Source organism: Neorhizobium sp. P12A (assembly GCF_008365395.1).
Taxonomy (GTDB): domain Bacteria; phylum Pseudomonadota; class Alphaproteobacteria; order Rhizobiales; family Rhizobiaceae; genus Rhizobium.
Map to the genome: position 1 here is coordinate 630,900 of NZ_QOVX01000001.1, position 24,028 is coordinate 654,927.

Annotated in this window: 23 protein-coding genes; 15 read left to right on the top strand and 8 right to left on the bottom strand. The window is 58.8% G+C overall.

Annotated features, from left to right (window positions below):
* Positions 1-163: 163 nt before the first annotated feature.
* The 5 genes from DTW90_RS02955 (at position 164) to DTW90_RS02975 (ending at position 3,301) form a co-directional block, all read left to right on the top strand.
* Positions 164-283, top strand: coding sequence for an ABC transporter (locus DTW90_RS02955; protein ID WP_132518896.1), 120 nt, complete (start codon positions 164-166; stop codon positions 281-283).
* Between the two features lie 156 nt (positions 284-439).
* Positions 440-1,018 carry a hypothetical protein gene (locus DTW90_RS02960; protein WP_132519888.1) on the top strand — a complete coding sequence of 193 codons (579 nt, stop codon included), beginning with the start codon at positions 440-442 and terminating at the stop codon, positions 1,016-1,018.
* Between the two features lie 89 nt (positions 1,019-1,107).
* On the top strand, positions 1,108-1,695 hold the full coding sequence (locus tag DTW90_RS02965; RefSeq protein WP_149337014.1) for a protein-S-isoprenylcysteine O-methyltransferase: 588 nt from the start codon (positions 1,108-1,110) through the stop codon (positions 1,693-1,695).
* Between the two features lie 11 nt (positions 1,696-1,706).
* A complete protein-coding gene (locus DTW90_RS02970; protein ID WP_149336316.1) occupies positions 1,707-2,492 on the top strand; it encodes a 2-oxo acid dehydrogenase subunit E2 in 786 nt (261 codons plus the stop codon).
* A complete protein-coding gene (locus DTW90_RS02975; protein WP_132518892.1) occupies positions 2,489-3,301 on the top strand; it encodes an SDR family oxidoreductase in 813 nt (270 codons plus the stop codon). The genes DTW90_RS02970 and DTW90_RS02975 overlap by 4 nt, the downstream gene beginning before the upstream one ends.
* Positions 3,302-3,357: 56 nt before the next feature.
* Here DTW90_RS02975 and DTW90_RS37595 read toward each other — a convergent pair whose 3' ends face one another.
* Entirely contained in the window at positions 3,358-3,720 is a 363-nt protein-coding gene (locus tag DTW90_RS37595) for a hypothetical protein (protein WP_246664880.1), read from the bottom strand.
* Positions 3,721-4,113: 393 nt separating this feature from the next.
* Here DTW90_RS37595 and DTW90_RS02985 point away from each other — a divergent pair, with 393 nt between their 5' ends.
* From DTW90_RS02985 to DTW90_RS02995, 3 genes are all read left to right on the top strand, one after another.
* The gene (locus DTW90_RS02985; protein WP_132518890.1) at positions 4,114-4,536 is read left to right on the top strand and encodes a cysteine rich repeat-containing protein; all 423 of its coding nucleotides are present in this window, start codon (positions 4,114-4,116) and stop codon (positions 4,534-4,536) included.
* Positions 4,537-4,540: 4 nt separating this feature from the next.
* Positions 4,541-5,125 (top strand): OmpA family protein, encoded by a 585-nt coding sequence (locus DTW90_RS02990; protein WP_132518888.1) that lies wholly within the window; start codon positions 4,541-4,543, stop codon positions 5,123-5,125.
* A 148-nt stretch (positions 5,126-5,273) separates the two neighbouring features.
* Positions 5,274-5,666: a DUF1236 domain-containing protein gene (locus DTW90_RS02995; RefSeq protein ID WP_149336318.1), complete on the top strand. Its 393-nt coding sequence runs from the start codon at positions 5,274-5,276 to the stop codon at positions 5,664-5,666.
* Positions 5,667-5,737: 71 nt separating this feature from the next.
* On the opposite strand, the gene DTW90_RS03000 is transcribed toward DTW90_RS02995, so the two are convergent.
* Positions 5,738-7,471 carry a tetratricopeptide repeat protein gene (locus DTW90_RS03000; protein WP_149336320.1) on the bottom strand — a complete coding sequence of 578 codons (1,734 nt, stop codon included), beginning with the start codon at positions 7,469-7,471 and terminating at the stop codon, positions 5,738-5,740.
* Positions 7,472-7,676: 205 nt separating this feature from the next.
* Positions 7,677-7,967 carry a hypothetical protein gene (locus tag DTW90_RS03005; protein ID WP_149336322.1) on the bottom strand — a complete coding sequence of 97 codons (291 nt, stop codon included), beginning with the start codon at positions 7,965-7,967 and terminating at the stop codon, positions 7,677-7,679.
* Positions 7,968-8,309: 342 nt separating this feature from the next.
* On the opposite strand from DTW90_RS03005, the gene DTW90_RS03010 reads away from it, so the two are divergent.
* From DTW90_RS03010 to glf, 7 genes are all read left to right on the top strand, one after another.
* Positions 8,310-9,413 carry a hypothetical protein gene (locus DTW90_RS03010; protein ID WP_246664881.1) on the top strand — a complete coding sequence of 368 codons (1,104 nt, stop codon included), beginning with the start codon at positions 8,310-8,312 and terminating at the stop codon, positions 9,411-9,413.
* A gap of 22 nt (positions 9,414-9,435) precedes the next feature.
* Positions 9,436-9,636 (top strand): hypothetical protein, encoded by a 201-nt coding sequence (locus tag DTW90_RS03015; RefSeq protein ID WP_132518880.1) that lies wholly within the window; start codon positions 9,436-9,438, stop codon positions 9,634-9,636.
* A 470-nt stretch (positions 9,637-10,106) separates the two neighbouring features.
* A complete protein-coding gene (locus tag DTW90_RS03020; protein ID WP_149336324.1) occupies positions 10,107-13,706 on the top strand; it encodes a hypothetical protein in 3,600 nt (1,199 codons plus the stop codon).
* A gap of 578 nt (positions 13,707-14,284) precedes the next feature.
* Positions 14,285-15,673: a hypothetical protein gene (locus DTW90_RS03025; RefSeq protein ID WP_132518847.1), complete on the top strand. Its 1,389-nt coding sequence runs from the start codon at positions 14,285-14,287 to the stop codon at positions 15,671-15,673.
* A 200-nt stretch (positions 15,674-15,873) separates the two neighbouring features.
* Positions 15,874-17,922 carry a glycosyl transferase gene (locus DTW90_RS03030; RefSeq protein ID WP_149336326.1) on the top strand — a complete coding sequence of 683 codons (2,049 nt, stop codon included), beginning with the start codon at positions 15,874-15,876 and terminating at the stop codon, positions 17,920-17,922.
* 40 nt (positions 17,923-17,962) lie between these two features.
* Positions 17,963-19,213 carry a hypothetical protein gene (locus tag DTW90_RS03035; RefSeq protein ID WP_132518843.1) on the top strand — a complete coding sequence of 417 codons (1,251 nt, stop codon included), beginning with the start codon at positions 17,963-17,965 and terminating at the stop codon, positions 19,211-19,213.
* 138 nt (positions 19,214-19,351) lie between these two features.
* Positions 19,352-20,509 (top strand): UDP-galactopyranose mutase, encoded by a 1,158-nt coding sequence (gene glf / locus DTW90_RS03040; protein ID WP_149336328.1) that lies wholly within the window; start codon positions 19,352-19,354, stop codon positions 20,507-20,509.
* A gap of 95 nt (positions 20,510-20,604) precedes the next feature.
* Here the strand turns inward: glf and DTW90_RS03045 are convergent, their stop codons facing one another.
* The 5 genes from DTW90_RS03045 to DTW90_RS03065 are packed head-to-tail and all read right to left on the bottom strand — an operon-like array spanning position 20,605 to position 23,985.
* Positions 20,605-21,405, bottom strand: a complete 801-nt coding sequence (locus DTW90_RS03045; RefSeq protein ID WP_132518839.1) for an IclR family transcriptional regulator — start codon at positions 21,403-21,405, stop codon at positions 20,605-20,607.
* Positions 21,406-21,461: 56 nt separating this feature from the next.
* Positions 21,462-21,851 (bottom strand): RidA family protein, encoded by a 390-nt coding sequence (locus DTW90_RS03050; protein ID WP_149336330.1) that lies wholly within the window; start codon positions 21,849-21,851, stop codon positions 21,462-21,464.
* A 20-nt stretch (positions 21,852-21,871) separates the two neighbouring features.
* Complete coding sequence (locus DTW90_RS03055; protein WP_149336332.1) at positions 21,872-22,642, bottom strand: amino acid ABC transporter ATP-binding protein; 771 nt, start codon at positions 22,640-22,642, stop codon at positions 21,872-21,874.
* 10 nt (positions 22,643-22,652) lie between these two features.
* Positions 22,653-23,318 (bottom strand): amino acid ABC transporter permease, encoded by a 666-nt coding sequence (locus tag DTW90_RS03060; RefSeq protein WP_188079865.1) that lies wholly within the window; start codon positions 23,316-23,318, stop codon positions 22,653-22,655.
* 4 nt (positions 23,319-23,322) lie between these two features.
* A complete protein-coding gene (locus DTW90_RS03065) occupies positions 23,323-23,985 on the bottom strand; it encodes an amino acid ABC transporter permease (protein WP_149336334.1) in 663 nt (220 codons plus the stop codon).
* Between the last annotated feature and the right edge of the window lie 43 nt (positions 23,986-24,028).

The following is a 24,028-nucleotide window of genomic DNA, read 5'->3' on the forward strand; positions in this document are numbered from 1 at the left end:
GTTTACCATTTGAAATTGAGGGGTTGGCCTTAGCAAAAAGTATCTGCTAATGTAGATTCGCTGCATGTTGTGTCATTTCCAGATTATGCAACATGCCGAATGTCGCTAAACTTTTGGGTGTAGCCTTCGACAAGCTATCCCATGATCAGGAGAGGACTTCTTGATGAGCAGAATTTTATTCGTGATCGTTGCAATGGTAGCGGTAGCCAATCTGAGTTCCTGCGGAGCGATTGGCAAGGGCAAGGGGAAGGCCCCGCCGCCGGCAGCAGCGGTCTATAAATAAGAATTCCTGTGATTTTTCGGAAGGGCCACGTCGGCCCTTCCCTTTCCAATACCTTCAAACGGCCAGGACTGATCCCACCTCAAATTCAGGGCACAGAATGGCATATCTGCTGGCATCAAGCTCGCTTTTGTCAGAGCTTACATATGGAGCGTGGTCATGGCGCTTGGAAGAAGCCGTTGGTGGTTGGTCGCCGTTTTGGCGGTTGCGGCAACATCATGCCAGACAGAAGATAAGGCGCCGTTGCCGCGTTATACGTCCAATGGCCCCGGCGCGCCGGCGGCGACAGCCGACAACAAAGCAAATCGGCATTTCATCGAATTCCGCTCACGCTATGCGTTGACCTATGGCCACACCTACGTCGTTTTTGGAACCTTGGACGCGAAGGGAAATATGATCAATCCCGAGGTTGCCGGCCTTGCCCCAGCTTCGCCGGATGCCGCGCCCTATGTCATCGGGCATATCATACCGGTCCCGGCCACGACTGGAGCAACTGACGGCGACCTTGAAGAGCAATACAGGTCAGCAAGCTGGCGGGTAATGCTCTCGGACTCAGAATATAACGACGTTGTCGCCTTTATCCGCAAGCAGCAAGCGACCTCTCATTTCTGGCAGGCTACAGTCGACAATTGCAACAACTGGGTCGGCCAAATCGCGGCGCACATGGGCTATAAGACACCTGCCATCTGGCTAAGGCCGCAACAATTCATTACAAACCTTCGTGAGATGAATACATAAATACAGGTTGAGTAGATTTGGGAATCTCGCGCGGCTTCTTGAGATCGCGCAACCCGGATCGTGGAGAGGCTTTGGTATTGGACTTGAACTTGTCAGTGGCTGTCGTGGGCGAGGCCATCTGGGTCCTCGGAATTGTTGCATGGTACATTATTCGATACCCATTTGAGCGTCGCGCCAAGCGGGTGCCTGTAGTCAGCAAACGCCGGACGGTTTCTGAAGCCGTCGGGCTTGCGGCAGCTCTCGCCGGTCTCGCAGTCGTGCCGGGGGTTTATGTCGCGACGGGAATCCCTAAAGCGGCCGACTATTCATCCCATCCCTGGGCCGTTGCGATCGGAGCAATACTCATTTGTGCGGCAATGTGGGTCTTTCGCAGAACCCACAAGCAGCTGGGACGAAACTGGTCCATCACGCTGGAAATCCGCCAGAAACATGAACTGATATGCGCGGGGCCTTACGCCTTCGTCCGCCACCCCATGTACACGTCATTCCTTCTGATGGGGCTTGCACAGGCTTTTCTATTGTCGAACTGGGTGGCAGGTCTGGCTGGGGTTGTTGGCTTCGCAGTGCTATTCTTCCTGCGAGTGGATAAAGAAGAACGTATGATGCTCGAAGTCTTCGGTCCGCAATACCGCGCCTATATGGATAAGACCAAACGCATCATTCCTTATCTTTACTAAGGGGTAGAAAGATGAGGGGGAGAACAGTCAGGCTTTCGCCAGCAAGGCGGCTTGTCGGGGATCTGATGAGATTCTCGATCGGGATACCGCGCGTCACCGTTCAGCGGCAAATGAATATCCGCCCCTTGGTTGACGCCAGGAGTGCATCCTGCGTCCGCCCTTCTTGGACAGTGCTTTTCCTGAAGGGATACGCTCTCCTCTCGCAGGAGATCCCCGATCTGCGGCGTGCGTACATCAAATTCCCACGGCCCCAGCTCTATGAATACCCGGCAAGCGTGGCCTCGATTGCCCACGAGCGTGAGCATGAGGGCGAGCGAGTCGTTCTCTTGAGCACCATCAAAGGCCCTGAGAAACGCCCCATTCCCGAACTGGAAAAACTGATCCAGGACGCAAGGTCGCTTCCGATATCGGAAATCAAGGAATTTCGACGCTCGCTGAAGCTTGCTCGCGCTCCAGGCTTGTTGAGATGGCTGCTCATGTGGCTCGGGCTCAATATCGGGCGAAAGCGCGGGCGTTATTTCGGCACGTTCCAGCTATCGGTCTATTCCGGCCTGGGCGCGGAATCGCTCAACCCCCTCACCCCGTTGACCACCATCTTCAACTATGGCCCTATCGGCGAGGATGGATCGGTTACAGTTCGTATCCATTACGACCACAGGGTCATGGATGGAGCAAATGTCGCAAGAGCTTTGGAACGATTTGAGAAAATCCTGAACAGCCAGGTCGTTGACGAAGTAAGAAGCCTCGCCCAAAACGAAGCTGCCGCCAGCACGGTGAGCATAGGAATTTCGAAATGACCCTGAACGGCGAGCTTCGCCCAGCTGTCGTCGTCATCGGCGCTTCCCGCGGCATCGGGCGGGCAATTGCCAAGGTTGCCGCGCGAGAAGGCAACGTCGTTGTGCTCGTCGCACGCTCTGCCGAGGGTCTGGCGGCAACAGCCGCCGACGTTGAGAAGGCCGGCGGAAAAGCCTTCACAATGGAACTGGATCTCGTTGCCCCTGATGCGTCAGCGCGCCTGGAGGCTTTTCTGGCCGCCAACGATCTGATCTGCAGCGTCCTTGTCAACAATGCCGGATATGGGCTGCGTGGCCCGGCAGCATCCCTCCCCGCCGAAGATCAGCTAGGAATCATCGATCTCAACATACGCGCCCTGGCCGACATGACTCTTCGCTTCCTGCCAGGCATGGTGGCTCGCGGGAGCGGCGGGGTACTCAATCTCGGGTCCGTCGCGGGCTTCGTTCCCGGCCCCTATATGGCCTTCTACTATGCCAGCAAGAGTTTCGTTCGCTCCTTTTCCGCCGCACTTCATGAGGAAGTCCGTCGCTTCGGAGTGACCGTGACATGTGTGGCGCCCGGGCCGGTGTCGACGGAGTTCCTTGAAAAGTCCGGCGCAGACCGGGCCGCTCTTTTCAAAATCCTGCCCAAGCTGGATGCGGACTATGTCGCCGAGCGAGCGTGGCGCGGTTTCAAGTCCGGCCGTCGCCTCGTCGTTCCCGGCATCTCCGCCAAACTGACGGCGTTGATCGCTGTATCTCTGCCGGTTGCAGCACTCGTCCCGCTGGTCGGTCTGTTTCAGCGCAGAAGCAAAGATCCCAGGCCCTCATAGACAGAGGACCAGGTTCGGCCAGTGCTGTAACGACAGCAGCCCCAGCATGGACGCCCTTATTTCAAGTCATGGGCTTGGCCGGACGCTCTCAATTCTGCAAGTGTTTTGCCCACGCAACTTCCACCGGTTGAGCCGCCAACGGCCTTGGCATGCCCGTCAAGAGTGATCGTGCCGGCAATCTTCTCCGAAGCGACGTACGTTGCCACACCCTCCGGAGTTACTCTCGACAAATAGTAGGCATGGAACGTGCCCTTGTATTCGCAACCGACCACAAACGGAAAGCTGCTAAACGCGTCAGCCGCCTGAGCAGTCGAACCCGAGGCTGTCGAAAATTGTTGCGATGCGCAGCTAGCAAATAACATCACCATCATCATTTTGGTCGGTCTAGCGCAAATCATCCGAAGCAACGATTGGGCCATGGAACGAAAACTCCTCCAGCTTTTCATTGAACCAATGTTTTCATTCTGACTTGCCGCAGCAACGACATTGCTCCCCAGCAAGCGAACTTGCGTCTTTAGTAATATCCACTTTAGAAGCGAAGAGGGAAAAGGAGCGCGTATCTTACGGTAGTTTACAGGCAGATTTCACACGTAGCGATGATCGTTTAGGCCTTCTCTGCAACCTGCCAACACTAAGCCAACAGGGAAGGCTCACGGCTTCGCAACGTGCAAAATCGTTGCGGCACAACGTAGGCATGTCCAAGGCGATATTACCGTAACATACTTCCTTGCGTTCTGGCTTTCGAGCACGGTTTGCCGTCGCTGCACGCCCGACTGTGGCGCGCCGATGAGACAGGATCAGGGGGACCGGGAATGTCAAGGAGAAGCAACTTTTTCGCGGCTGTTGCCCTTGCCTGTATGGCGCAGGCTACGCTCGTTCAGGCCGAGACCATGAGCTACGCGGATGCGATCACCAAACTTGCCGACGACTGCGGCGCCGACATCGGCAAATTCTGCAAGGGATTGAATCTCGGTGGAGGACGGATCGCCGACTGCCTCGAACAGAACGCGGCAAAGGTCTCGCCAACCTGCAAAGCCTCGGTCGCTGGTGTCGTTCAATCGATCACCCAGCGCGAGCGGGCCCAGGGCGCCTATAGCGACGTCTGCGCAGGTGATATCGCCATGCGCTGCAAAGGCGTGAAGGGCGACGGCTACAAGCTTGCCTGTCTGAACAAAGCGCAAAAACGGGTGAGCGACAAGTGCAACCAGGCGATCATAGATGCGGGCTGGAGATAAGCCGATGCGACAGCGTTTCTTCAAGACATTCGCAGTTCTCGTTGCACTCGGCATCCTGCCGGCGGGCCTCTCCTTCGCTCAACAGGTGTCGCAGGAACGGATCATTTCAGGCCTTGGCAAGCTCAAGGCCGCCGCCCCGTCCGTCGACATCGAATTGTTGCGCCAGGAGGCCATCAGCGGCGCGGGCAAGGACATGTCGGCTCTGCCCAACTGGAGCAAGATTGCCAAACTTCCTCAAATGGTCGTTGAGATCAATTTCGAGAATGACTCGGTCGCCATCCAGCCGAAATCCTATCGGACGCTCGGTATGATCGCAGATGCGCTGCACCATCCGAACCTTTGGGCCTACAAGTTCCTGGTGATCGGCCATGCGAGTTCGACTGGGGACGAAAAGCACAACCTCGATCTTAGTCAGCAACGCGCCATCGCGATTAAGGAAGCATTGGCGACCACATTCGCGGTCGACCCGCAGCGACTTTACGCCGTCGGCGTCGGCGAGGCCTTCCCGATCGAGGGCGTTAGCACCGACGCCTCCAACAACAGGCGCGTCCAGCTCGTCAATCTCGGCGTGTTCACAAGCAAAAAATAAGCTGAAAACGGCGCCGACTTTCGCGTCGGCGCCTCACGTAACCTTACCAACCATGCCCGAACGTGAATCAGACCAAAGTCCCGGTCGCGGAACAACGACCGCGCCTTCTTCATTCCCTAGTCGCTCAACAAAAAGAGGAGTGGAGCAAATGAAGAAAGTTCTGATTGCAGCCGCAGCTCTCGCGTGTTCGTTCGGTGCCTCCGCTTACGCCGATGGCACTGTGACAGGTATCGTCGGTGGTGCAGCGACCGGAGCCATCGTAGGTGGTCCAGTCGGTGCAGCCGTCGGCGGCGTCGTAGGCGGTATCACTGGCGCAGCCATCGATCCGCCGCCGCGTGAAGTCGTAACCTATGTCCAGCAGGCCCCTGCTCCCGAGCAGCCCGTCGTCGTTCAGCGACCTGTCGCAGTCGGCCGCACGCTTCCTGCCGACGTCGTCGTCACGCCCGTTCCGGAGAACCCGCATTATGGCTACGTCGTCATGGGCCAGCAGCGCGTCATCGTCGAGCCGCGCAGCCATAAGGTGGTGCAGATCATCCAGTAACGAAACCGGAAGAGAGCGGGAGATGCCACGTCAAGTGCGGCTTCTCCCGCTTTCTATTGCGCAGCGGAACTCTAGAAGGCACTGGCGACTGCGCTGGGCGCAAACGAGGCCCCGGCTTTCTTCATGCCATCTTCAAGCGAGGCATATATCTCCTGCGGAAGCCTTTGCGCCGCCATGTCCTTTGCGAACGTGACCTCGAATTGCGGATTCCGGCTGCGGAAATCTGCCAGCCTCTCCTTCGCTTGGTCCGATCCGAGCTGGCCGAGGGATGCCGCCCTCAGCGCCTGGACCAGCAGATTGCTGCAGTTGACCTGTTCGGAAAGAAGCGACGCCTGCGACCAGTTCTTCTTCTGATATGCCTCCAGGGCAAGGACGACCGCCGCATCCCGCGGAACCGACTCGACATAACGGCCCGCATCCTGGGCCATTGCAACACCTGCATCCTTAAAACCCGAGAGGTAAAGGACCATGCCGAGCTTGGCAGGTACGTCCGGGTTGTTGGGGTTGAGGGCGAGCGCACGGTTGCCCGCCTGGATGGCCGCTTCCGTCCGGCCGTTGTAGAATCTGGCCATCATCAGCGCGATCTGCGCTCGGTCGGACATCGGCGCGATTGCCACAGCCCGGTTTGCGAGATCCATGGCGCGCGCTCTGTCGGCAGGATCCAAATCGCCGACTTTCGGTGTGCCCAGCATGCGCGACAGCGTCGCGGCCGCATCTGCATCGTTGGGATTATCCGCGAGTGTCCGCTCCAGGCAGCCCTCGGATCGAGCGACACTGCCGGTGCCTCCTACGTCGAGGGAGAATTCTGCCCGCAGGACGCAAGCGTTGCCAAGCGCGCCGTCAGCGCTGTCATGCATTTCGATGTTGTTGATGACGCCACCGTTTGCGGCGAAATGCCGGGCCAGAGCGGTGACCAATTCGTCGCGAACCGCGCTCAGTGTCTGTCCTTCGGTATCCGCTCGCTCGACCCCCGACTTTAGGATGTCGCCGGATGAAACGTCGATGATCTGCCACCAGATACTGCGGTCCCCGCCATCGCCATAGTATTTCATGCTGATCTCGTAGCGATTGGCGGTCGAGGCGGCTCTTCTCGCGCCATGAGTGATCCGCTCAGGCCCCGTCGCCAGCGATAAAGTGCGGAACTGCGTCAGTGCCGTCAGCAGAACGTCGCGCGTCTGGTCGGCTTCATCCTTCAACCGACTGTCGGCGGCAGAAATATCGATCGAGACCACGGGTCGCGTCGAATAGACCGGACGCGTCCCATAGATCGAGACGCCTGCGACAATGGTCGCAACCAACACGGCTGCGATGGCCGCATGCGGGCGCCAGTCTATGCCCGAAAACGGCAACGCCCCTGGCAACGCGCCCCGTTGGCTCGGCACGTCCTCTTCGGGCGAATTTGGGATTGCCAGCTCGGTGGCCGGTTCCCTGCTGATTCCAACGGAGGCCCGGACAAAATCCGTCACATAGCGCCCTTTGGGAAGTTCGATGGATACGCCATTGGGAGAGCCGAATGCCTCGTAATACTGGCCGACGGCCGTGCGCAGACGGCTGACTTCAATACGCACGATCGGATCGAGCGACGCGTCGAAGCCGGCAGACCTGCCCAGCACGTCGACGGCGATCGTATAGGCTTTCACACTATCGGCACATCCGAGAAAATGCCGTTCCGCAAGATGGGTGAGGATTGCCCGCTGGCGCTCCGTCGCATGGAATCTGCTATCGGCCAGCAGTCGTTCAAGTTCAGATTTGGCTTCGTCCCGGGATACTTCGCAAGAAGATTCGTCGTGTACTTCAGCGCTCATGGCCGCCCCCATACGCATACGCTCAGGCTAAAGTAGAACTACTGAATTTATCGCCCAAAATGCAACAAGTTGCAACCCAAACAGCTAACAAAACCAATAGGTGATCGGTTCTGGGGCAACCTTCGCACCCGTTGAAGATGCCGGTAGGAGTCGCGGCGCGCCCATGGCGGACGATCTCAAGGACCATGACGCCTCAAATCCGATGCTATTTCTGGCGATGCTGGACGCAATATTTGATGACCTCTGCCTCGATCTCCGTGCAGATGGTCTCGTATTCCCGAACCAGCGCATCATCGGTGTCGCCGGGCTTCTTGCGTATCCGCTCAAGAGTAACGCTGGCGTCCTCGTAAGCTTCGCAGAGATCGTCGAGGGCGCGGTTGCGGGCGGCAAACATCTGGAGTTCGCCGCGCATCGAAGGCAGCTTCAGCATAAGCCTCCAGAGACCTCGCTGGGCCGCTCCATCCGGCGGCCTGTCGCTCGTGTTTCCCCTGCCCATCAGGCAATCTCAGCCCCACTTCGACACGATCTATCCATACTACTCCTGACGGTGATCTGCATAAGTACGTTACGGTAAATTGACGGGTATGAGCCTCCACAAAATCCGCGGTGTTACTCGGAATTTACAGTAAAGTACTCCCCCGGCCTGCCATTCCGTGGTCTGAATCATCAGCGGGACCAGGAGACGATGAATGGGGGTATTCGAGGCATTGGGATCGGCACCGCTGCTTTGCGCTCGGGAGACCGACGCGACGATCCGCTCGGCGGCAATTCTAGTCATCCTCGATGGTTGCCCGACATGAGAACGGCGTCAGCCATACCGGATCCGAGGATTCGAGTCATGGCTGCAGGGCCCTTTCACGGCCTGATGCGCCGGCTCGGTCTACGCAAACGCGGCTGGCGCGCTTTCGTCTTCGCCATGCTGTGCTGGACAGTGCCGTTGCTCCTGGTGCTTGCAAACGGCGGAGGCTACGCGGCAGGCCTTTATCTTGGCGATCTAGGAGCCTGGGCGAAATTCCTGATCGCACCAGTCCTGCTGACTCTATCGGAAAAGCCGATCGAGTTTGCGTTGGACGCCTGTCTTCGCATCCTGTTCGGGATACCGCTCGTCTCCTCGCAATCGATCCCTGCCGCCGGCGCCGCCATCGCCACGGCACGAACCCGTTCACGCATGTGGCAAGCGGAACTCGTCTGCCTCATCGTCGCCATCGCGGCCTCCTGCGTGAACGCCGACCGTTTCCTCGGTGGCTCCGGCCCCGTTTGGGCGGTCTCGGAGGACGGCCTGACCTCTGCAGGCGTCTGGTGCCTCGTCATCAGCAATACGCTCTACTGGTTCCTGCTGGTTCGGATCGTCTGGAAGCACCTCGTGTGGACCGGCTTCCTGTCTACCATCGCGTCCGGCCATCTGAGACTCGTGGTCACGCATCCGGATGGACATGGCGGCCTGGGCTTTATCAGCGGCTACCTCAAAGGTTATGCTTTCTTCAGCCTCGGAGCCGGTTCCGTCATTGCCGGAGGGCTCGGCCACGTGATGCAGCGCGAGGCCGTGACGCCCACCATCTTCACGCTCGTCTGTGCAGGATGGCTGGTCGTCATCTTCCTGTTCTACGCACTGCCGCTGGCTCCTCTCGGCATGAAGATCGCCCGGCTGAAGCGGGATACCATCATGAGGTCGTTGACGGGAGCGACGGATTTCGAGCGATCCGCGGAACGACGGGCGCTCGGCGTCAACGTCTTTCCCGACGTGGCCGAGGACGATGCAGAAGACCTTCATGACGTCAAACCATTATACCAGGCGGCCCTGAAAACATCGGCGCTGCTTTTGAAACCGAAGAACGCGGTGCCTCTGTTACTACCAGCGCTGCTGCCGCTGCTGGCCGTCGGTGCATTCTTTCTTCCATACGCGCAGCTGAGCACGATCGTGAAGCGGCTGCTACTGCTTTGACCGCAACCGAAGGAGAAGCCTGATGTCCTTTCCTATCTTCGTGCAGCTTCCACTGGCGATCGCAGGCGATATCGCCGCCCATTTCGTGAGCCGCGACAGCGTTCGGTTCGAACTCGTGCAGACGGGAATAGCGCTGGTCATGCTCGCGACCTTCATCATCCTGTTGATCTGCGCACTGAGAATCTGGAAGTGGGTCCGCGGGAAGAACGGAATAGCGGAATGAGTTCCGGCGATGCCGCGAAACAAACGCGGCCCACCGGCATCCGCCACCCGGCCCTTTCGAGGTTGAAGCATAGAAATTGCTATGCGGCGCAAAAACAATCTGAGCGGGATGTTAACTCGAAATTAAATTGTGCTGGATAGAAAATTACCCGGTTGTTAAATTCCTATTGAAGACACGATTCGCAGACGGCGTGATCGTGTTGCCAAAGAAGATATTTCACGTTTAGCGGCGTGGAGGGTCAGGGTCGCACAAGGCTCTGGTTGCATGATGTCCTTCCAACGCACTGGCTCGTACGAGCCATGTTTTCTCAATCTTTCTTGACGTGTGTCCGCGTGATCGTTGCCGAGACGGCATTCGAGGAACGGGCAAACCGCCAAGCAAGAGCCGGGTATTTGAGCCCAAAAGAGGCTTGCCGGTTCTGTTGGCGGTTAATGTCGGGAAAGTGACCTTGTGATTTGGAAAGTACGACCATGACGTCACCCATTTCTTCGATGCCCGTCAGTCAGATCCGGACTCTTTCCACAGCGACCATTGCGGCCTGGACCACCGAAGACGTGCAGGCACTGAGCGCTGATCAGATCAAGGTGCTGAATGCGCGCCAGGTCGCCGCCATCAGCCAGCAAAATGTCCAGGCGCTGAGTGCGCAGCAAATCTCGGCCGTTGCGCCAGGCGCCATCGTCGGCTTGTCGGTCGATCAGATGGCGGTTCTCTCCGCACAGCAAATCCAGAGCTTGTCCACGGGACAGGCCGCGGTACTCTATGCCGACCAGATCGGCGCTCTTGATGCCACCCAAGTCGCCGCGTTCAACAGCACGCAGATCGCTGCCTTCAGTGGGAATGAAATTCGCGCTCTGACGCCGGCAGACATCGCAACCTTCACGACCGACGAGATTGCGGCGATCAGCACGAAATCCTTGCCCGGTCTGACCACCGATGCCGTTGCCGCACTCTCTTCGGATCAACTCCATGCGTTGACGAGCGGTCAGCTTGGGGTCCTGTCGACCGTTCAGGTTGCTGCAATGTCGGCCACGCAGGTCGCCGCGCTGACCACCACGCAGATTGGCGCCCTGACCTCGCGACAGGCCGCCGGCCTGGATATGACGACATTGTCCACCAGCCAGGTCGCAGCACTTTCGCCGAGCGTGATCGCCTCGCTGAGGAGCAACCAGATTTCGGCGTTGTCGACCGACCAGGCGGCTGCCTTGACGAGCAGCCAGGTGGCGGCGCTGACCGCGACTGAGCTTCGCTTCATGTCGCCGGAAAACATCGCGACCTTTACGACCGACGAGATCGCAGTCATCAGCACGAAATCCATAGGGTCGCTGTCCACCGACTCGGTCGCCGCACTGTCTACCGACCAGGTTCGTGCCCTGACAACCGGCGAGCTAGGAGTCCTGACGGCCGCTCAGGTTGCTGCACTGTCGCCCACACAGGTCGGTGCCTTGAGCACCACGCAGATCGGCGTCCTGACATCGCGACAGGCCGCCGGCCTGGATGTGACGTCGCTGTCGACAAGCCAGACCGCTGCCCTTTCGACGAACCTGCTCGTCGCCCTGACGAGCAGTCAGATCTCGACATTGTCAACCGACCAGGCGGCTGCCTTGACGAATGGCCAGATCGCCGCGCTGACGGCGGTCGATCTTCGCGCCTTGCCGCCGGAAGACGTTGCGATTTTCACGACCGCGGAGATTGCGGCGATCAGCACACGGTCGTTGCCAAGCCTTTCGACCGATTCTGTTGCCGTCCTCTCCACAGCTCAGATCCAGGCGCTGACGAGCAGCCAGCTTGGAGTTCTATCAGCGGCTCAGGTCGCCGCGCTGACGCAAGCGCAAGTCGGTGCCCTGAGCACCGCTCAGATTAGCGCGCTGACATCGCGGCAAGCCTCCGGTCTGGATATGACGGCGCTGTCCACCAATCAGGTCGCCGCTCTCTCGACGAATCTGATTACGGGACTGAAGACTGACCAGGTCGCCGCCCTCTCTGCCAATCAAGCAACCGTGCTGAGCAGCAGCCAGGTCGCCGCGCTGTCGCAAATCGCGCTTCGCGCCCTGTCGGCGGAAGATCTTGCGACCTTCTCAACCGGTGCGATTGCGGCAATCAATACAGAAGCGCTGCCGAGCCTCTCTACCGATGCCTTTGCCGCACTAACCACCGACCAAGTCCATGCCCTTACGACCAAACAGCTCAGCGTCCTAACGCCGGCTCAGGTCGCGGCGATGTCGCAAACGCAGGTCGGCGCCTTGAGCACCACGCAGGTCGCCGCATTGACATTGCGACAGGCCGCGGGCGTGGCTGTGACAGCGCTATCCACCGACCAGACCGCCGCATTGTCGACGAGCGTGATCGCAGGCCTCAAAACCGACCAGATCGCTGCATTGTCGGCCGCTCAGGCGGGCGCCTTGACGAGCAGCCAAATTGCAGTACTGACCGCAATAGCCCTCAGCGCCTTGCCTGCGGCGGACATCGCAACCTTTGCGACCGACGAGATCGCGGCAATCAGCACGCGGTCGCTGTCGGGCTTGTCCACTGATGCAGTTGCCGCACTCACGACAGACCAGATCCATGCGCTGACGACCGGCCAGATCGGCGCCCTGGCAGCCACTCAGGTTGCTGCGCTGTCGTCCACGCAGCTCGGTGCCATGAGCACCACGCAAATCAATGCCCTGGCATTGCGGCAGGCCGCTGGCCTGGATTTGACGGCACTGTCCACAGGCCAGACAGCCGCATTGTCGACGAGCCTGATCGTCGCGCTGAAAACCGATCAGATCGCCACACTGTCGACTGCCCAGGCCGCCGCATTGACCACCAACCAGATCGCTGCTCTGACGGCAATCGAGCTTCGCGCCTTCCCGCAGGAAGACGTTTCGGCCCTTACGACCGATACGATAACGGCGATCAGCACGCGGGCGCTGCCGGGCTTGTCCACTGATGCCGTTGCCGCACTATCCACCACTCAGATCCATGCGCTGACAACAGCCCAGGTCAGTGTCCTCACCGCCACTCAGCTCGCAGCAATGGCGCCCGGAGCGTTGAGCAGCCAGCAGATCGACGCCTTGACATTGCAGCAGGCCTCCGGCCTGGATCTGTCGACGCTCTCGACAGATCAAACCGCTGCCCTGTCGACCAATGTGATTGCCGGATTGAAAGCCAGCCAGGTCGCCTCTTGGTCAACCGACCAGGCCGCCGCCTTGACGACCCGCCAGATCGCGGCATTGACAGCAGTGGCGATCACTGCCCTTCCGGCGGAAGACATCGCAACCTTCACGACCGACGAGATTACCGCGATCAGCACGAAAGCGCTTCCCGGCTTGTCTACAGATGCCGTTGGAGCACTCTCCTCCCATCAGATCCAAGCGCTGACAACAGGCCAGATCGCCTCAATGGTGGCCGCTCAGGTCGCAGCGCTTTCGTCGACGCAGGTCGGTGCCATGAGCACCACGCAGATCAATGCCCTGACACCGCGACAAGCCGCTGGCCTGGATATGACGTCGCTTTCTACCGATCAGACAGCCGCCCTGTCGACCAATGTGATCGCCGGATTGAAAGGCAGCCAGGTCGCGGCCCTGTCAACCAACCAGGCGGCCGCCTTGACGACCGGCCAGATTGCGGCACTGACCTCGGCAGCCCTCTTCTCTCTTCCGTCGGAAGACATGGCGGTCTTCACCAGCGCCGAGATTGCGGCAATCGGCACACGATCGTTGCCGGGTCTATCCACCGACGCCATCGCTGCACTCTCTTCCAACCAGATCAATGCGCTGACGACCAACCAAATCGGCGCCTTGACGCCGAACCAGATCGCGGCGCTGTCGTCCGATCAGGTCGGCAATCTGAGTTCGACACAGATTACGGCACTCTCGGCCAGGCAGATCGCGGCAATGCTGATGGAGGACATCCAGGCATTCTCCACCGAGGATATCGCGGCAATCAGCACGAAATCCATATCCGGACTGTCGGCCGAAGATCTTGCCGGGCTCAGCACTGCGCAGCTTGATGCCTTCAGCACGTCACAGGAACAGGCGATGAATACGGCGCAGGTCGCTGCCGTCCTCGCCGCCTATGCGGCAGTCTGAGGGTCCTAGTTGATGGGCGGCAGCGGTTGTAGCGTTTTGCCGTCGCTTGCCTTTTATTAAATTCCCCTCGTCCGGAGACTTGTTCAGTCACGGCACATTAATCATTTGGGCAGCGCGTCTCGTGGGGCTAGATAGCCTGCGTTTGCTGGGTTTCACAAAGGAGCCGGTTCAAAGACAACAACAAATCGCGCAGAGCGTTAATCCAAAATTAAACTCTGCCGCATAATGATTTATACGAACGCGGGAGTTCTTCGCAAAGCATGGTGCCGGTATTTCCAAGGTAAGCCGGCCGAATGCGACAGTGGCGTGGAAGATTCGTTTTCAAAGCGTAGGAATCAGAGACGATTGTTGCTCTGGATGCATGATGCCATTCCGATGCGCTGGCTCACGCGAGCCATGTTTCACCCAACTATCTTCTGCTGGAAGTGAATCCAGCCTTTGATGCCCGTTGCGGCATGCGAAGGCGATGTCACTGTAACAGTCTTAGAAGCGCCAATGCCGTCGAAAAGAGGCTTTGGGCGTACGGGCGGTTAGCAGCAGGGAATGACATTTGTTATCATTAACCTAGGGGTACATCCATGTCGTCAGTTTCTTTCCTTCAAGGTCTTTCCGCTACTCAAGTTAAGGCTCTCACCACAACCTCCATTCAGAACCTGAGCACCGCTCAGGTCAACGCGCTATCCACGACCCAGGCTGCCGTGCTTTCTTCGACCCAGGTCGCTGCAATGAGCACCGACGATGTACATGCGATGGCATCGACGAGCCTGCAGGTCATGACGGCAAGCGCCGTTGGCGGCCTGTCGCTCGACCAGATCAGCGCTCTCGCAAGCGGCGCTTCTTCGCTCACCACCACGCAGGTCACCGGTCTCTCGGCTTCGGTCGTTTCTCAGTTCACGCAGGGCAACCTCGACAACTTCGACACGGCACACATCCAGGCTCTCACCTCGACGCAGATTTCGGCCCTGAACGCCGGCAATATCGACACTCAGACTGTCTCGCGCCTGTCGTCGACTCAGGTCGGAAAGCTGACCTCCAGCCAGGTAAACACTCTCAGCACCGGCGCCGTATTGCTGGCTCTGTCCTCCACCCAGATTGCTGGCCTGACCTCGCTCAACGCCAGCGGCCTTACGACCGACTCGATCAGCCTTCTCAACAACAGCGCCAACATGCAGGCACTGAACGCGAAGGCTCTGGCAGCCCTGTCGACCGACGACATCGCAGCACTTAACTCTGTCGGTGGTTCTTCCCTGTTGTCGACGCAGATCGCTGCACTGACCACCAGCCAGGTAGCGGCCCTGACGACTGTCCAGATCAGCAACTGGGTCTCGACCCAGGTACAGTCGCTGAGCGCAAAGCAGATCGTTGGTCTCGACGCCTCTCAGCTCAGCTCCACCCAGGTTGGCCAGCTGCAAGGCACGCAGATCGCTGCACTCGGCAGCACCCAGGTCGGCGAAATGAGCAGCACGCAGTTCGCTGCTTGGTCGTCCACTCAGCTTGCTAGCCTGAGCGCAACCGGCGCCGCCGGCCTGACGACCGATCAGGTCACAACGCTGGACACCAACGACCTCGCTCAGCTCAACGTGAAGTCTCTGGCTGCCGTAGGTACCGACGCCATCGCTGCACTGAGCAGCACGCAGGTTGCCGGTCTGGATGCGAACCACCTGAAGGCTCTGACCTCCACTCAGATGGCGGCATTCACCACCGTCGAGGCTACTGCTCTGACTTCGACGCAGATCGCCCAGCTGTCCTCAGTCCAGATCGCTGCGCTCTCCACCGACGACATCGCGACCTTCACCAGCGCCGAGATCGCCTCGATCTCTGCTACAGGCATGAAGGGTCTGAGCTCGGCGGACATTATGGCCCTGACCGATGCTCAGCTCGATGGCTTCGGCACTCAGCAGCCGAACATGACCAACGACCAGGTCGCCGCTGTCATCGCTGCCTACAACGACACCACGGTCTCCTAATGATCGACAGCGTCGCCTCGGCGGCGCTGAAACTCCTTCATCTGAATGCGAAGCGGGCGGTGCGAAAGCACCGCCCGCTTTTCTTTCAAAGCTCTGCCTATGCAATCTAGGATTCAGGACGACCAGCCCCGCGCAAGCAAAACCGGCAATAAGAAGCCAACGCTTTTGGCGTATTTCGGCCATTTTGTCGGGGGAAATCCATGAACGTAAACAACTCAGTCGCTTCGAACCAGGCTTCGGTCCTTGCCGATGTATTGGAGCGTGCGAGAACCCAGCAGCTATCTCTGGCCGATTTGATTCATGTTGCGGAAAGTCTGAACGGGCCTGGACTGCAGACTCAAGTCGTCGATCTCTACAAGACTTGGATCGCCTTCAACGACACCAATCCCCTATTGCATCTCGCCTACTTCAACTATGCGGTCGGCCTGCGCGCAATTGGCGATGTCGCCGGTGCGATCAATGCGCTGCGCTCTGGAGTGAAAGTGGCGCCGACATTCGGCCCTGCTTACATCAATCTCGGTCGCGCTCTGGAAGATTGCGGCCTGCTCGATCAAGCCGTATTGCAATGGCAAGCCTATACCGAAGAAACCCGTGACATCACCCCCGATCGGCTGAACCATCGCGTGATGGCCATGCATCACATGGGCCGCGTCCTGGAATCTGCGGGTCGGCAGGAAGCTGCCGAAAGAATCCTTTTGCAGGCTTTTGAGCTGCAGCCCGCGAAACTCGAAGCGGGCCAGCATTGGCTCTCGGCGCGCCAGCACCAATGCAAGTGGCCGATTTTCACTCCTTCAACGCATGTCTCGCTCCGGCAGATTGTCGACGCCATGTCTTCAATGTCGCTTAGCTGCTATGCCGACGACCCCCTCTTCCAGCTCGCCAAGGCCCATCGTTACGGCAAGAGCCTTGTGGGGCGACCCGACGACATCGGTGGCGTCGAGCGGAAGCCCGTGCGGCAGAAATCGGGTACCGGACAGCGTTTGCGCGTAGGCTATGTCTCCTCGGACCTGCGTGAGCACGCGGTGGGTTTTGCGCTGAGCGAAGTTATGGAATTGCACGACAAGAGCCGTGTTGAGATCTTCGCCTACTATTGTGGCGAACCACGCACCAACGACCCAACGCAGACGCGGTTCAAGAACGCTGTCGATTGCTGGCGCGATATCGCTTCGCTCAGCGACCTAGAGGCGGCAAGGCAGATTTCCGCCGATGAAATCGACATCCTCATCGATGTCAATGGCTATACCAAGCATGCGCGGGCGAAGATTTTCGCTTATCGTCCGGCACCGGTCATCGTCAATTTCTGCGGTTACCCCGGCACGATGGCCAGCCCGTTCCATCAGTACATGATTACTGACGAGCGCGCTGTACCGCCCGAAAACGAAATCTATTTCACCGAAAAGGTGCTGCGTATTCCCTGCACCCAGCCCGTCGATCGCAAGCGACAGATCGCCCCGCGCCCGAGCAGGGCGCAGGCTGGTCTGCCGGAAAACGCTTTCGTTTATGCGAGCTTCAATGGCACGCAGAAAATCACCGCCGGCTGCTTTGCGCGCTGGATGACCATTCTTGCGGCAACGCCGGGCAGCGTACTGTGGCTGCTTGCTGCGAGCGACGACGTCAATCAACGTCTGCGCGACATGGCCGCACAAAGTGGCATTGCGCCCGAACGGATCATCTTCGCGCCCAAGGCGCTCAATCCGGATCACCTGGCGCGCATAGGCTTGGCCGATCTCTTCCTGGACACTTTCCCCTATGGCGCGCACTCCACCGCAGCGGATGCAATCACGATGGGATTGCCGGTCCTGACCGTCCCCGGAAAGACTTTCGCAGCCCGCTTCTGCGCCAGCATCGTTGCGGCAGCCGGCATTCCGGAAATGATTTGCGCAACACCGGAAGAATATGTGCAGCGCGCCATTGCACTTCACCGTGACCGTAAGAGCCTTGCTGCCGTCAAGGAGTCTTTGCTGCGCCAGCGTGAGACCAGCGTCCTACGCGATATGAACGCTCTGGCGCACCGGCTGGAGGAATTGTTCTGGCAGATGCAGGGCGAGGCCGAGCGCGGCGAAACGCCGGTGCCGGATCTCACCAATCTCGATCTCTACTATGAGATTGGGGCAGAGCTTGTTTTGGCGAATATGGAGTTCGAGGACAACGCTGCCTACCGCAAGCGCTATAGCGAAAAATTGGCTCAATGGAACGATTTCGCCCCGCTGGCACGCGATTCCCGCTTGTGGAACGGCCAGACGGCATAAGCGCCATGAACATCATTCGTTGCAATGCTATGAGGATACGATGACCCCAGTCATACTGGTGACGTTTGCCGGGCGTCAGAAAAGAATGGAAATCCTGACCCAGTACATCCGCAAGGCGATGGATGATGGGATCATAGATGAATGGCACATCTGGGATTTCACGCGCTCGCCCGAAGATCACGAATGGGTAACGCGCGAATTCGGCCCGGCTCGTTATATGGGATCCGCGGTACCTTACCAGTTCAAGGGCACGGTGACGCCGCGTTCCTCATTCCGCACGAGCGCCAAGATCATCCGCGACCTTCATATTGCCGTCGTTCCTAACGACAACAGCGATACTTTCTTCGAACTTGTCGTCGGCGGATGGGGCAACAAACAGTCCGTGCTGCGGCATGTCCCCCGCACGGGATTGAAGAACTTCGATCGCGCAAATGTACCAAATTTATGGGCTCGGTCGACACCCGGCGCTCTTTCGCCGGGCATGGCGAACCAGATTGTCCTCAATATCGAGGCAGACGGCGTCTTGGCACTTCATGTGAATGATGTGACGATCGGCAAGTGGGCTGACCTGAACCTGCAGTCCGGCGCATCGGTGATGATCAGTGGCGGCTGGGGAGCCGATCTCGAACTTTGCGACGTGCACTCCCCCATTCGCCGTTACGTCGGCAACCAGGAGAGCACGCCTTACTGGCAGGCCTACGATTATTATTCGAAAAGATTACAGAATTTCTCCGACGCGCTCTTTTTGAAGTGCGACGACGACATCGTTTACATGAATCTTGAGAAGCTCAGCGAATTCATTGAATTCAGAAGAGCCAACCCTAATTATTTCGTCGTCTCGGCCAATGTCGTGAACAATGGCGTCTGCGCCTATTTTCAGCAGGCGGCGGGGTCGCTTCCCTACTATCTCGGGGAGTTCGAGCGGCCCCCCGGCGGTTTCGGGGGCAGCCTGTGGCAAAGTCCGGAACGGGCCACCGCGCTGCATGACTACTTCCTCCAGACGGAGAGCAAGCACCTGCCCTTGGCGACCAGCGTTGTCGAATGGAAAGAGCGCCACTCGATCAACTTCATATCTTGGCTCGGCAAGGACCTGATGCATCTGGCCCTGCCGAAGTGCGACGACGAGTATGCCCTGACGGTTGACCTGCCGACCTTCCTCGACCGTCCCTCAGCGATCTATTCGGATTTTATCGTCAGTCACCTGAGTTTCGGGACGCAGGAACAAGGTCTGGAACTGGATCGCCTGATCGATGCCTATGGCGAACTCATGCGCAGCAGGCTTGCGTCGTAGAGGCCATTGAGCGGGCCGCCGCCCGCGACAGTGCAGCGCGTCGATCGACGTGCTGCCGGTAAGTCTTCTCGCCTGCAGCGGCCGTCCGCCGGTGCAGGCAACTCTGCACGACGAAACGCAAAACGGGACTGGTTTGGAATGGGCGCGAACGGGAAAATTGCAGTGGTTGGGGCTGGACTTTCGGGTGCGGTCATCGGGCGTGAACTCGCACAGGCCGGCTATCAGATCGAGGTCTTTGACACTCGCAACCATATCGCCGGCAACTGCCATACGGAGCGGGACAAAGAGACCGGGGTCATGGTTCATGTCTACGGACCCCACATCTTCCACACCGACGACACCGAGATCTGGGAATATGTGAACGCCTTCCAGACATTCATGCCCTATAAGAACCGCGTCAAGACGACGAGCAAGGGTCAGGTTTATTCCCTTCCCGTCAACCTGCACACGATCAACCAGTTCTTCGGCAAGACCTTCCGCCCGGACGAGGCACGCGCCTTCATCGACGAACAGGCCGATAAGACCATCGAGGATCCGAAAACCTTCGAAGAGCAAGCGCTGCGCTTTGTCGGTGGAGACCTCTATGAGGCCTTTTTCAAGGGATATACCCAGAAACAGTGGGGCTGCTCGCCCACTGATCTGCCGGCTTCCATCCTGAAGCGGCTTCCGGTGCGTTTCAACTACGACGACAACTACTTCTTCCACAAATACCAGGGAATGCCCGAGAACGGCTACACCGCGATGATCGAGCGTATTTTCGATCATCCCAACATCACGGTGAACCTCGAGACGCACTTTCATCGTTCCCAGAGCGAGAACTTCGCCCACGTCTTTTATTCCGGTCCGCTTGACGGCTATTTCAACTATGAACTGGGCCGGCTCGGCTATCGCACGCTCGATTTCGAGCGCTTCACCTACCAGGGTGACTACCAGGGCTGCGCGGTCATGAACTATGGGGATGTCTCTGTCCCCCATACGCGCGTGACGGAACACAAGCATTTCTCTCCCTGGGAGGAGCATGCTGGTACCGTTTGCTATCGTGAATTCTCCCGCGTCTGCGGCCCCGACGACATCCCCTATTACCCGATCCGTCTGGTCGAAGAGAAGGAACAGCTTGCGCAATACGTTTCGCGCGCTGAACGGGAAACCGCAGTTACCTTCGTTGGACGGCTCGGCACTTACCGCTATCTCGATATGGATGTCACCATTCGCGAGGCCCTCGATACCAGCCGGCTCTATCTTTCCAAGAAGGCAGCCGGCGGCGTGATGCCGGTATTCTTGCATTCGCCGGTCTAAACGAAATCAAAGACAAGTGCAGCCTTGAGGCTGCCTGAGAGCAAACCGGCGCCCGATCTTGCCATTCGGACGCCGGTTTATCTATTTCTGAGGAACTATTTCTCGGCGCGCTTTCGGCCGGTGGCGTAACCGAGCTGTTCGGATAGCTCATGTGCTGCGGCAAGCAGGCTCTTCAGATAGGCCTGCCGATTTCTCAGGCCGTCTTCCTTCGGTGCCACGAGACAGAGCGTCGCGACACATTGACCATCAGCCTGGTGCACCGGCACCGCAAAACAGTGGGTAAAGGTCTCGACTTCGCTATTGAAGGTAAAATAGCCGTCCGATGTCGCCTGCCGGACCTCGGCGATGAACTTCTCGGGATCGAGCCTTTTACCGCTCGGCAACAGGAAATCGTCAGTCGGAATGAGATCTAAAATCTCTTCATCGGTGAGATGCGAAACAAGCAAGCGGCCGGAAGCCGTCCAGGGGATCGGAACCAGCTCGCCGACATTCGAAGAAATGCGGAATGCGCGAATACCCTCGCGCATCATGGCAACGGTATATTTGTTGCCCTCCAGCAGACACATCTGCGCCGTCTCGCGGGTTTCTTCCGCCAGTCGGGCCAGCATGGCTTCGGACTCACGCATCAGGTCGAACTGGTCGGCATAGGCCGTGCCGAAGAAATAGAGCTTGCGGCCGAGGAACACGCGGCCATCCCCGCCCTGATAATCCAGCATGCCATGGCGCAGAAGGAGATTGATCAGTTCATAGACCGAAGAGCGCGGCGCACCGATCTCGACGGCAATCTCGTTCGGGCGCATCGGCTGGCGCTTCGTGCGAAGAAACTCCAGGATCTCGAAGGCTCGATCGAGGCCGCGGGTGCGCCTTGATACGATGTCTTCTGCGCCGTCAGCCATTCGATCTATCCTCGTCAAAAATGAGAGCGCGACCTTTGCAAGCCGCGCCTGTCAATTCAAGCCCTGTCCGCCCGATAGGCGATGCAATCGACCTCTACCTTGCAGTCCACCATCATACGCGACTGTACGCAGGCGCGGGCTGGCGGGTTGGCGCCGAAATATTCGGCATAGACGCCGTTGAAACTCCAGAAATCACGCGGATCGTCCAGCCAGACGCCGACACGAACCACATCCTCGATGCCGTAGCCGGCCTCATGCAGGATGGTGATCAGGTTTTCAATCGCCTTGCGGCTTTCGGCAACGATGCCGCCGCGGACGATCTCGCCCTTCTCCATCGGCACCTGACCGGAAACATGCAGCCATCCATTGGCTTCGACAGCACGCGCAAAAGGCAGGGGCTGTCCGCCGGCACCCGTTTCGCCAGCACCATAACGCTTGATAGTCATAGGATGTTCTCTCTTTTGTTTTAGTTGAAACTGGATGTCTTGAGGAATTCGGCGAGCCGTTCCGTCTTCGGCTTCACGAACATCTCCTTCGGATTGCCTTCCTCGCAGATGACGCCCTGGTTCATGAAGATGACCCGGGAGGACACTTCATAGGCAAAGCGCATCTCGTGCGTGACGAGCAGCATGCTCATGCCGTCGGCAGCGAGCCCCTTGATTACCTGCAGCACCTCGCCCACCAGTTCCGGATCGAGCGCCGACGTCACCTCGTCGAACAGCATCAGGCGAGGCGCCATGGCGATGGCGCGAGCGATGGCGACGCGCTGCTGCTGCCCGCCCGAAAGCTGCCCGGGATAGTGATCGGCGCGGGACGCCAAGCCGACGCGGTCGAGCCATTTTTCGGCGAGCGCACGCGCCTCGTCATGCGGCATCTTCTTCACCTTGACGAGGCCGAGCATCACATTCTTCGCCGCCGTCAAATGCGGAAAGAGGTTGAATTGCTGGAAGGCCATGCCGGTCAGCGCGCGCTGGCGGGCAATCTCCTTCTCGCTCTTGCGCTTGCGCGACGAGCCGCTCTGGTCGTAGCCGATTTCCTCGCCGTCGAGACGGATATGTCCGCCCTGGAAATCCTCCAGCATATTGATGCAGCGAAGCATCGTCGTCTTGCCGGAACCGGAGGAGCCGATGATCGAGATCACCTCGCCCTGGTGCATCGTGCAGTCGACGCCCTTCAGCACCTCGACGGCGCCATACTGCTTGCGCAGACCCTGTATTTCGAGAAGTACCTTGCTCATGACCGCAGCCTTACGACGGTACGGCAGTCTTGCGTTCGACATATTTGCCGAACCGCTCGATGCCGTAGTTGATGACGAAATAGAGAAGCCCAACGAAGAAATAGAACTGCAGGCTCATGAAATTGCGCGAGATGATTTCCTGCGTGCGCAGCAGGAGCTCGGCGACGCCGATGACGGACAGAAGTGTCGACGCCTTGACCATCTCGGCTGCCGTATTCACCCAGGTGGGCAGGAACTGGCGCAGCGCCTGCGGCCAGAGCACGTATGCAAAGGTTTGCCGGAAGGTCAGGCCGATCGCCTTGGCAGCTTCCGTCTGGCCCTTTGGAATAGCCTGCAGTCCACCACGGACAATCTCGCCCACATGGGAAGAGCAGAAGATCGCCAGCGCCAGCACACCGGCCTGGAAGGTACCGAGGTCGATGCCGACAGCGGATAGCACATAATAGCTGGCAAGAACCAGCACGAGCACCGGAGTGCCGCGAATGAAGTCCGTATAGCACCGCACCACGAAGCGCACGAACCCGTTGCCGTAAACCAGCGCCAGACCGACGAGCACGCCGAGCAGCGAGCCGACGACGATCGACAGAAGCGAAATCGAAACCGTGACGCCAAGCCCCTTGAGGATGACGAAGCGGGCAATCCAGAGCTGAGCGAGGAAAGCGGAAAAATCCATCATGGCGTCACCTCGGAACGGCAAGCCGACGCTCGACCACGCGCATCAGCGCGGCCAGCACGGAACAGGTGGCGATATAGAGACCTGAGGCAACGATCCATGTCTCGATGACCCGGAAGGTCTCGACATTGATCTTGCGCGCCTCGAAGGTCAGTTCGGGCACGGCGATGGCCGCCGCCAGCGACGTATCTTTAAACAGCGAGATCACGGTGGAGGAGAGCGACGGCAGGACATTGCGCAGCATCAACGGCACGATGATCGATACCCGGATCTGCAAAGGCGTCAGCCCGATGGCCAGCCCCGCCTCCGTCAGACCTTTTGGGATCGAGACAAGCCCGGCGCGAAAGACCTCGGCCAGATAGGCACCGGAATAGATCGAAAGGACCGCCACGAAGCTTTGGATCTTCGTGATACGAAAACCCAGTTGCGGCAGCGCGAAATAGGCGAAAAGCACCAGTACCAGGATCGGCAGGTTGCGGATGATCGTTACGTAACCGGCGGCGGGCCGCCTGATCCAGCCGCTCTTGGCGGTCAGAGCGAAGGCGACGAGCAGGCCGATGGCAGCGCCGATCAGAATGGAAATGAAAGCCAGGCCGAGGCTGAGCAGCAAACCTTCAAGAAGCTGGTCGAAGCTGCGCCACACGGCGGCGAAATTGAGCGTATAACCCATGGCGGCATCCTGCCGTAGAGGCGTAGGAAAGGGACGAAGGGCA

Bases quoted from the DNA above. Each gene is read 5' to 3' on its own strand.
- DTW90_RS02960 (WP_132519888.1), top strand. From the start codon at position 440: ATGGCGCTTGGAAGAAGCCGTTGGTGGTTGGTCGCCGTTTTGGCGGTT.
- DTW90_RS03025 (WP_132518847.1), top strand. From the start codon at position 14,285: ATGTCGTCAGTTTCTTTCCTTCAAGGTCTTTCCGCTACTCAAGTTAAG.
- DTW90_RS03055 (WP_149336332.1), bottom strand. From the start codon at position 22,642: ATGAGCAAGGTACTTCTCGAAATACAGGGTCTGCGCAAGCAGTATGGC.
- DTW90_RS37595 (WP_246664880.1), bottom strand. From the start codon at position 3,720: ATGGCCCAATCGTTGCTTCGGATGATTTGCGCTAGACCGACCAAAATG.
- DTW90_RS02985 (WP_132518890.1), top strand. From the start codon at position 4,114: ATGTCAAGGAGAAGCAACTTTTTCGCGGCTGTTGCCCTTGCCTGTATG.
- DTW90_RS03020 (WP_149336324.1), top strand. From the start codon at position 10,107: ATGACGTCACCCATTTCTTCGATGCCCGTCAGTCAGATCCGGACTCTT.
- DTW90_RS03060 (WP_188079865.1), bottom strand. From the start codon at position 23,318: ATGATGGATTTTTCCGCTTTCCTCGCTCAGCTCTGGATTGCCCGCTTC.
- DTW90_RS02995 (WP_149336318.1), top strand. From the start codon at position 5,274: ATGAAGAAAGTTCTGATTGCAGCCGCAGCTCTCGCGTGTTCGTTCGGT.
- DTW90_RS03030 (WP_149336326.1), top strand. From the start codon at position 15,874: ATGAACGTAAACAACTCAGTCGCTTCGAACCAGGCTTCGGTCCTTGCC.
- DTW90_RS03035 (WP_132518843.1), top strand. From the start codon at position 17,963: ATGACCCCAGTCATACTGGTGACGTTTGCCGGGCGTCAGAAAAGAATG.
- DTW90_RS03010 (WP_246664881.1), top strand. From the start codon at position 8,310: ATGGCTGCAGGGCCCTTTCACGGCCTGATGCGCCGGCTCGGTCTACGC.
- DTW90_RS03045 (WP_132518839.1), bottom strand. From the start codon at position 21,405: ATGGCTGACGGCGCAGAAGACATCGTATCAAGGCGCACCCGCGGCCTC.
- DTW90_RS02975 (WP_132518892.1), top strand. From the start codon at position 2,489: ATGACCCTGAACGGCGAGCTTCGCCCAGCTGTCGTCGTCATCGGCGCT.
- DTW90_RS02990 (WP_132518888.1), top strand. From the start codon at position 4,541: ATGCGACAGCGTTTCTTCAAGACATTCGCAGTTCTCGTTGCACTCGGC.
- DTW90_RS02955 (WP_132518896.1), top strand. From the start codon at position 164: ATGAGCAGAATTTTATTCGTGATCGTTGCAATGGTAGCGGTAGCCAAT.
- DTW90_RS03000 (WP_149336320.1), bottom strand. From the start codon at position 7,471: ATGAGCGCTGAAGTACACGACGAATCTTCTTGCGAAGTATCCCGGGAC.
- DTW90_RS02970 (WP_149336316.1), top strand. From the start codon at position 1,707: ATGAGGGGGAGAACAGTCAGGCTTTCGCCAGCAAGGCGGCTTGTCGGG.
- DTW90_RS03005 (WP_149336322.1), bottom strand. From the start codon at position 7,967: ATGGGCAGGGGAAACACGAGCGACAGGCCGCCGGATGGAGCGGCCCAG.
- glf (WP_149336328.1), top strand. From the start codon at position 19,352: ATGGGCGCGAACGGGAAAATTGCAGTGGTTGGGGCTGGACTTTCGGGT.
- DTW90_RS03050 (WP_149336330.1), bottom strand. From the start codon at position 21,851: ATGACTATCAAGCGTTATGGTGCTGGCGAAACGGGTGCCGGCGGACAG.
- DTW90_RS03015 (WP_132518880.1), top strand. From the start codon at position 9,436: ATGTCCTTTCCTATCTTCGTGCAGCTTCCACTGGCGATCGCAGGCGAT.
- DTW90_RS03065 (WP_149336334.1), bottom strand. From the start codon at position 23,985: ATGGGTTATACGCTCAATTTCGCCGCCGTGTGGCGCAGCTTCGACCAG.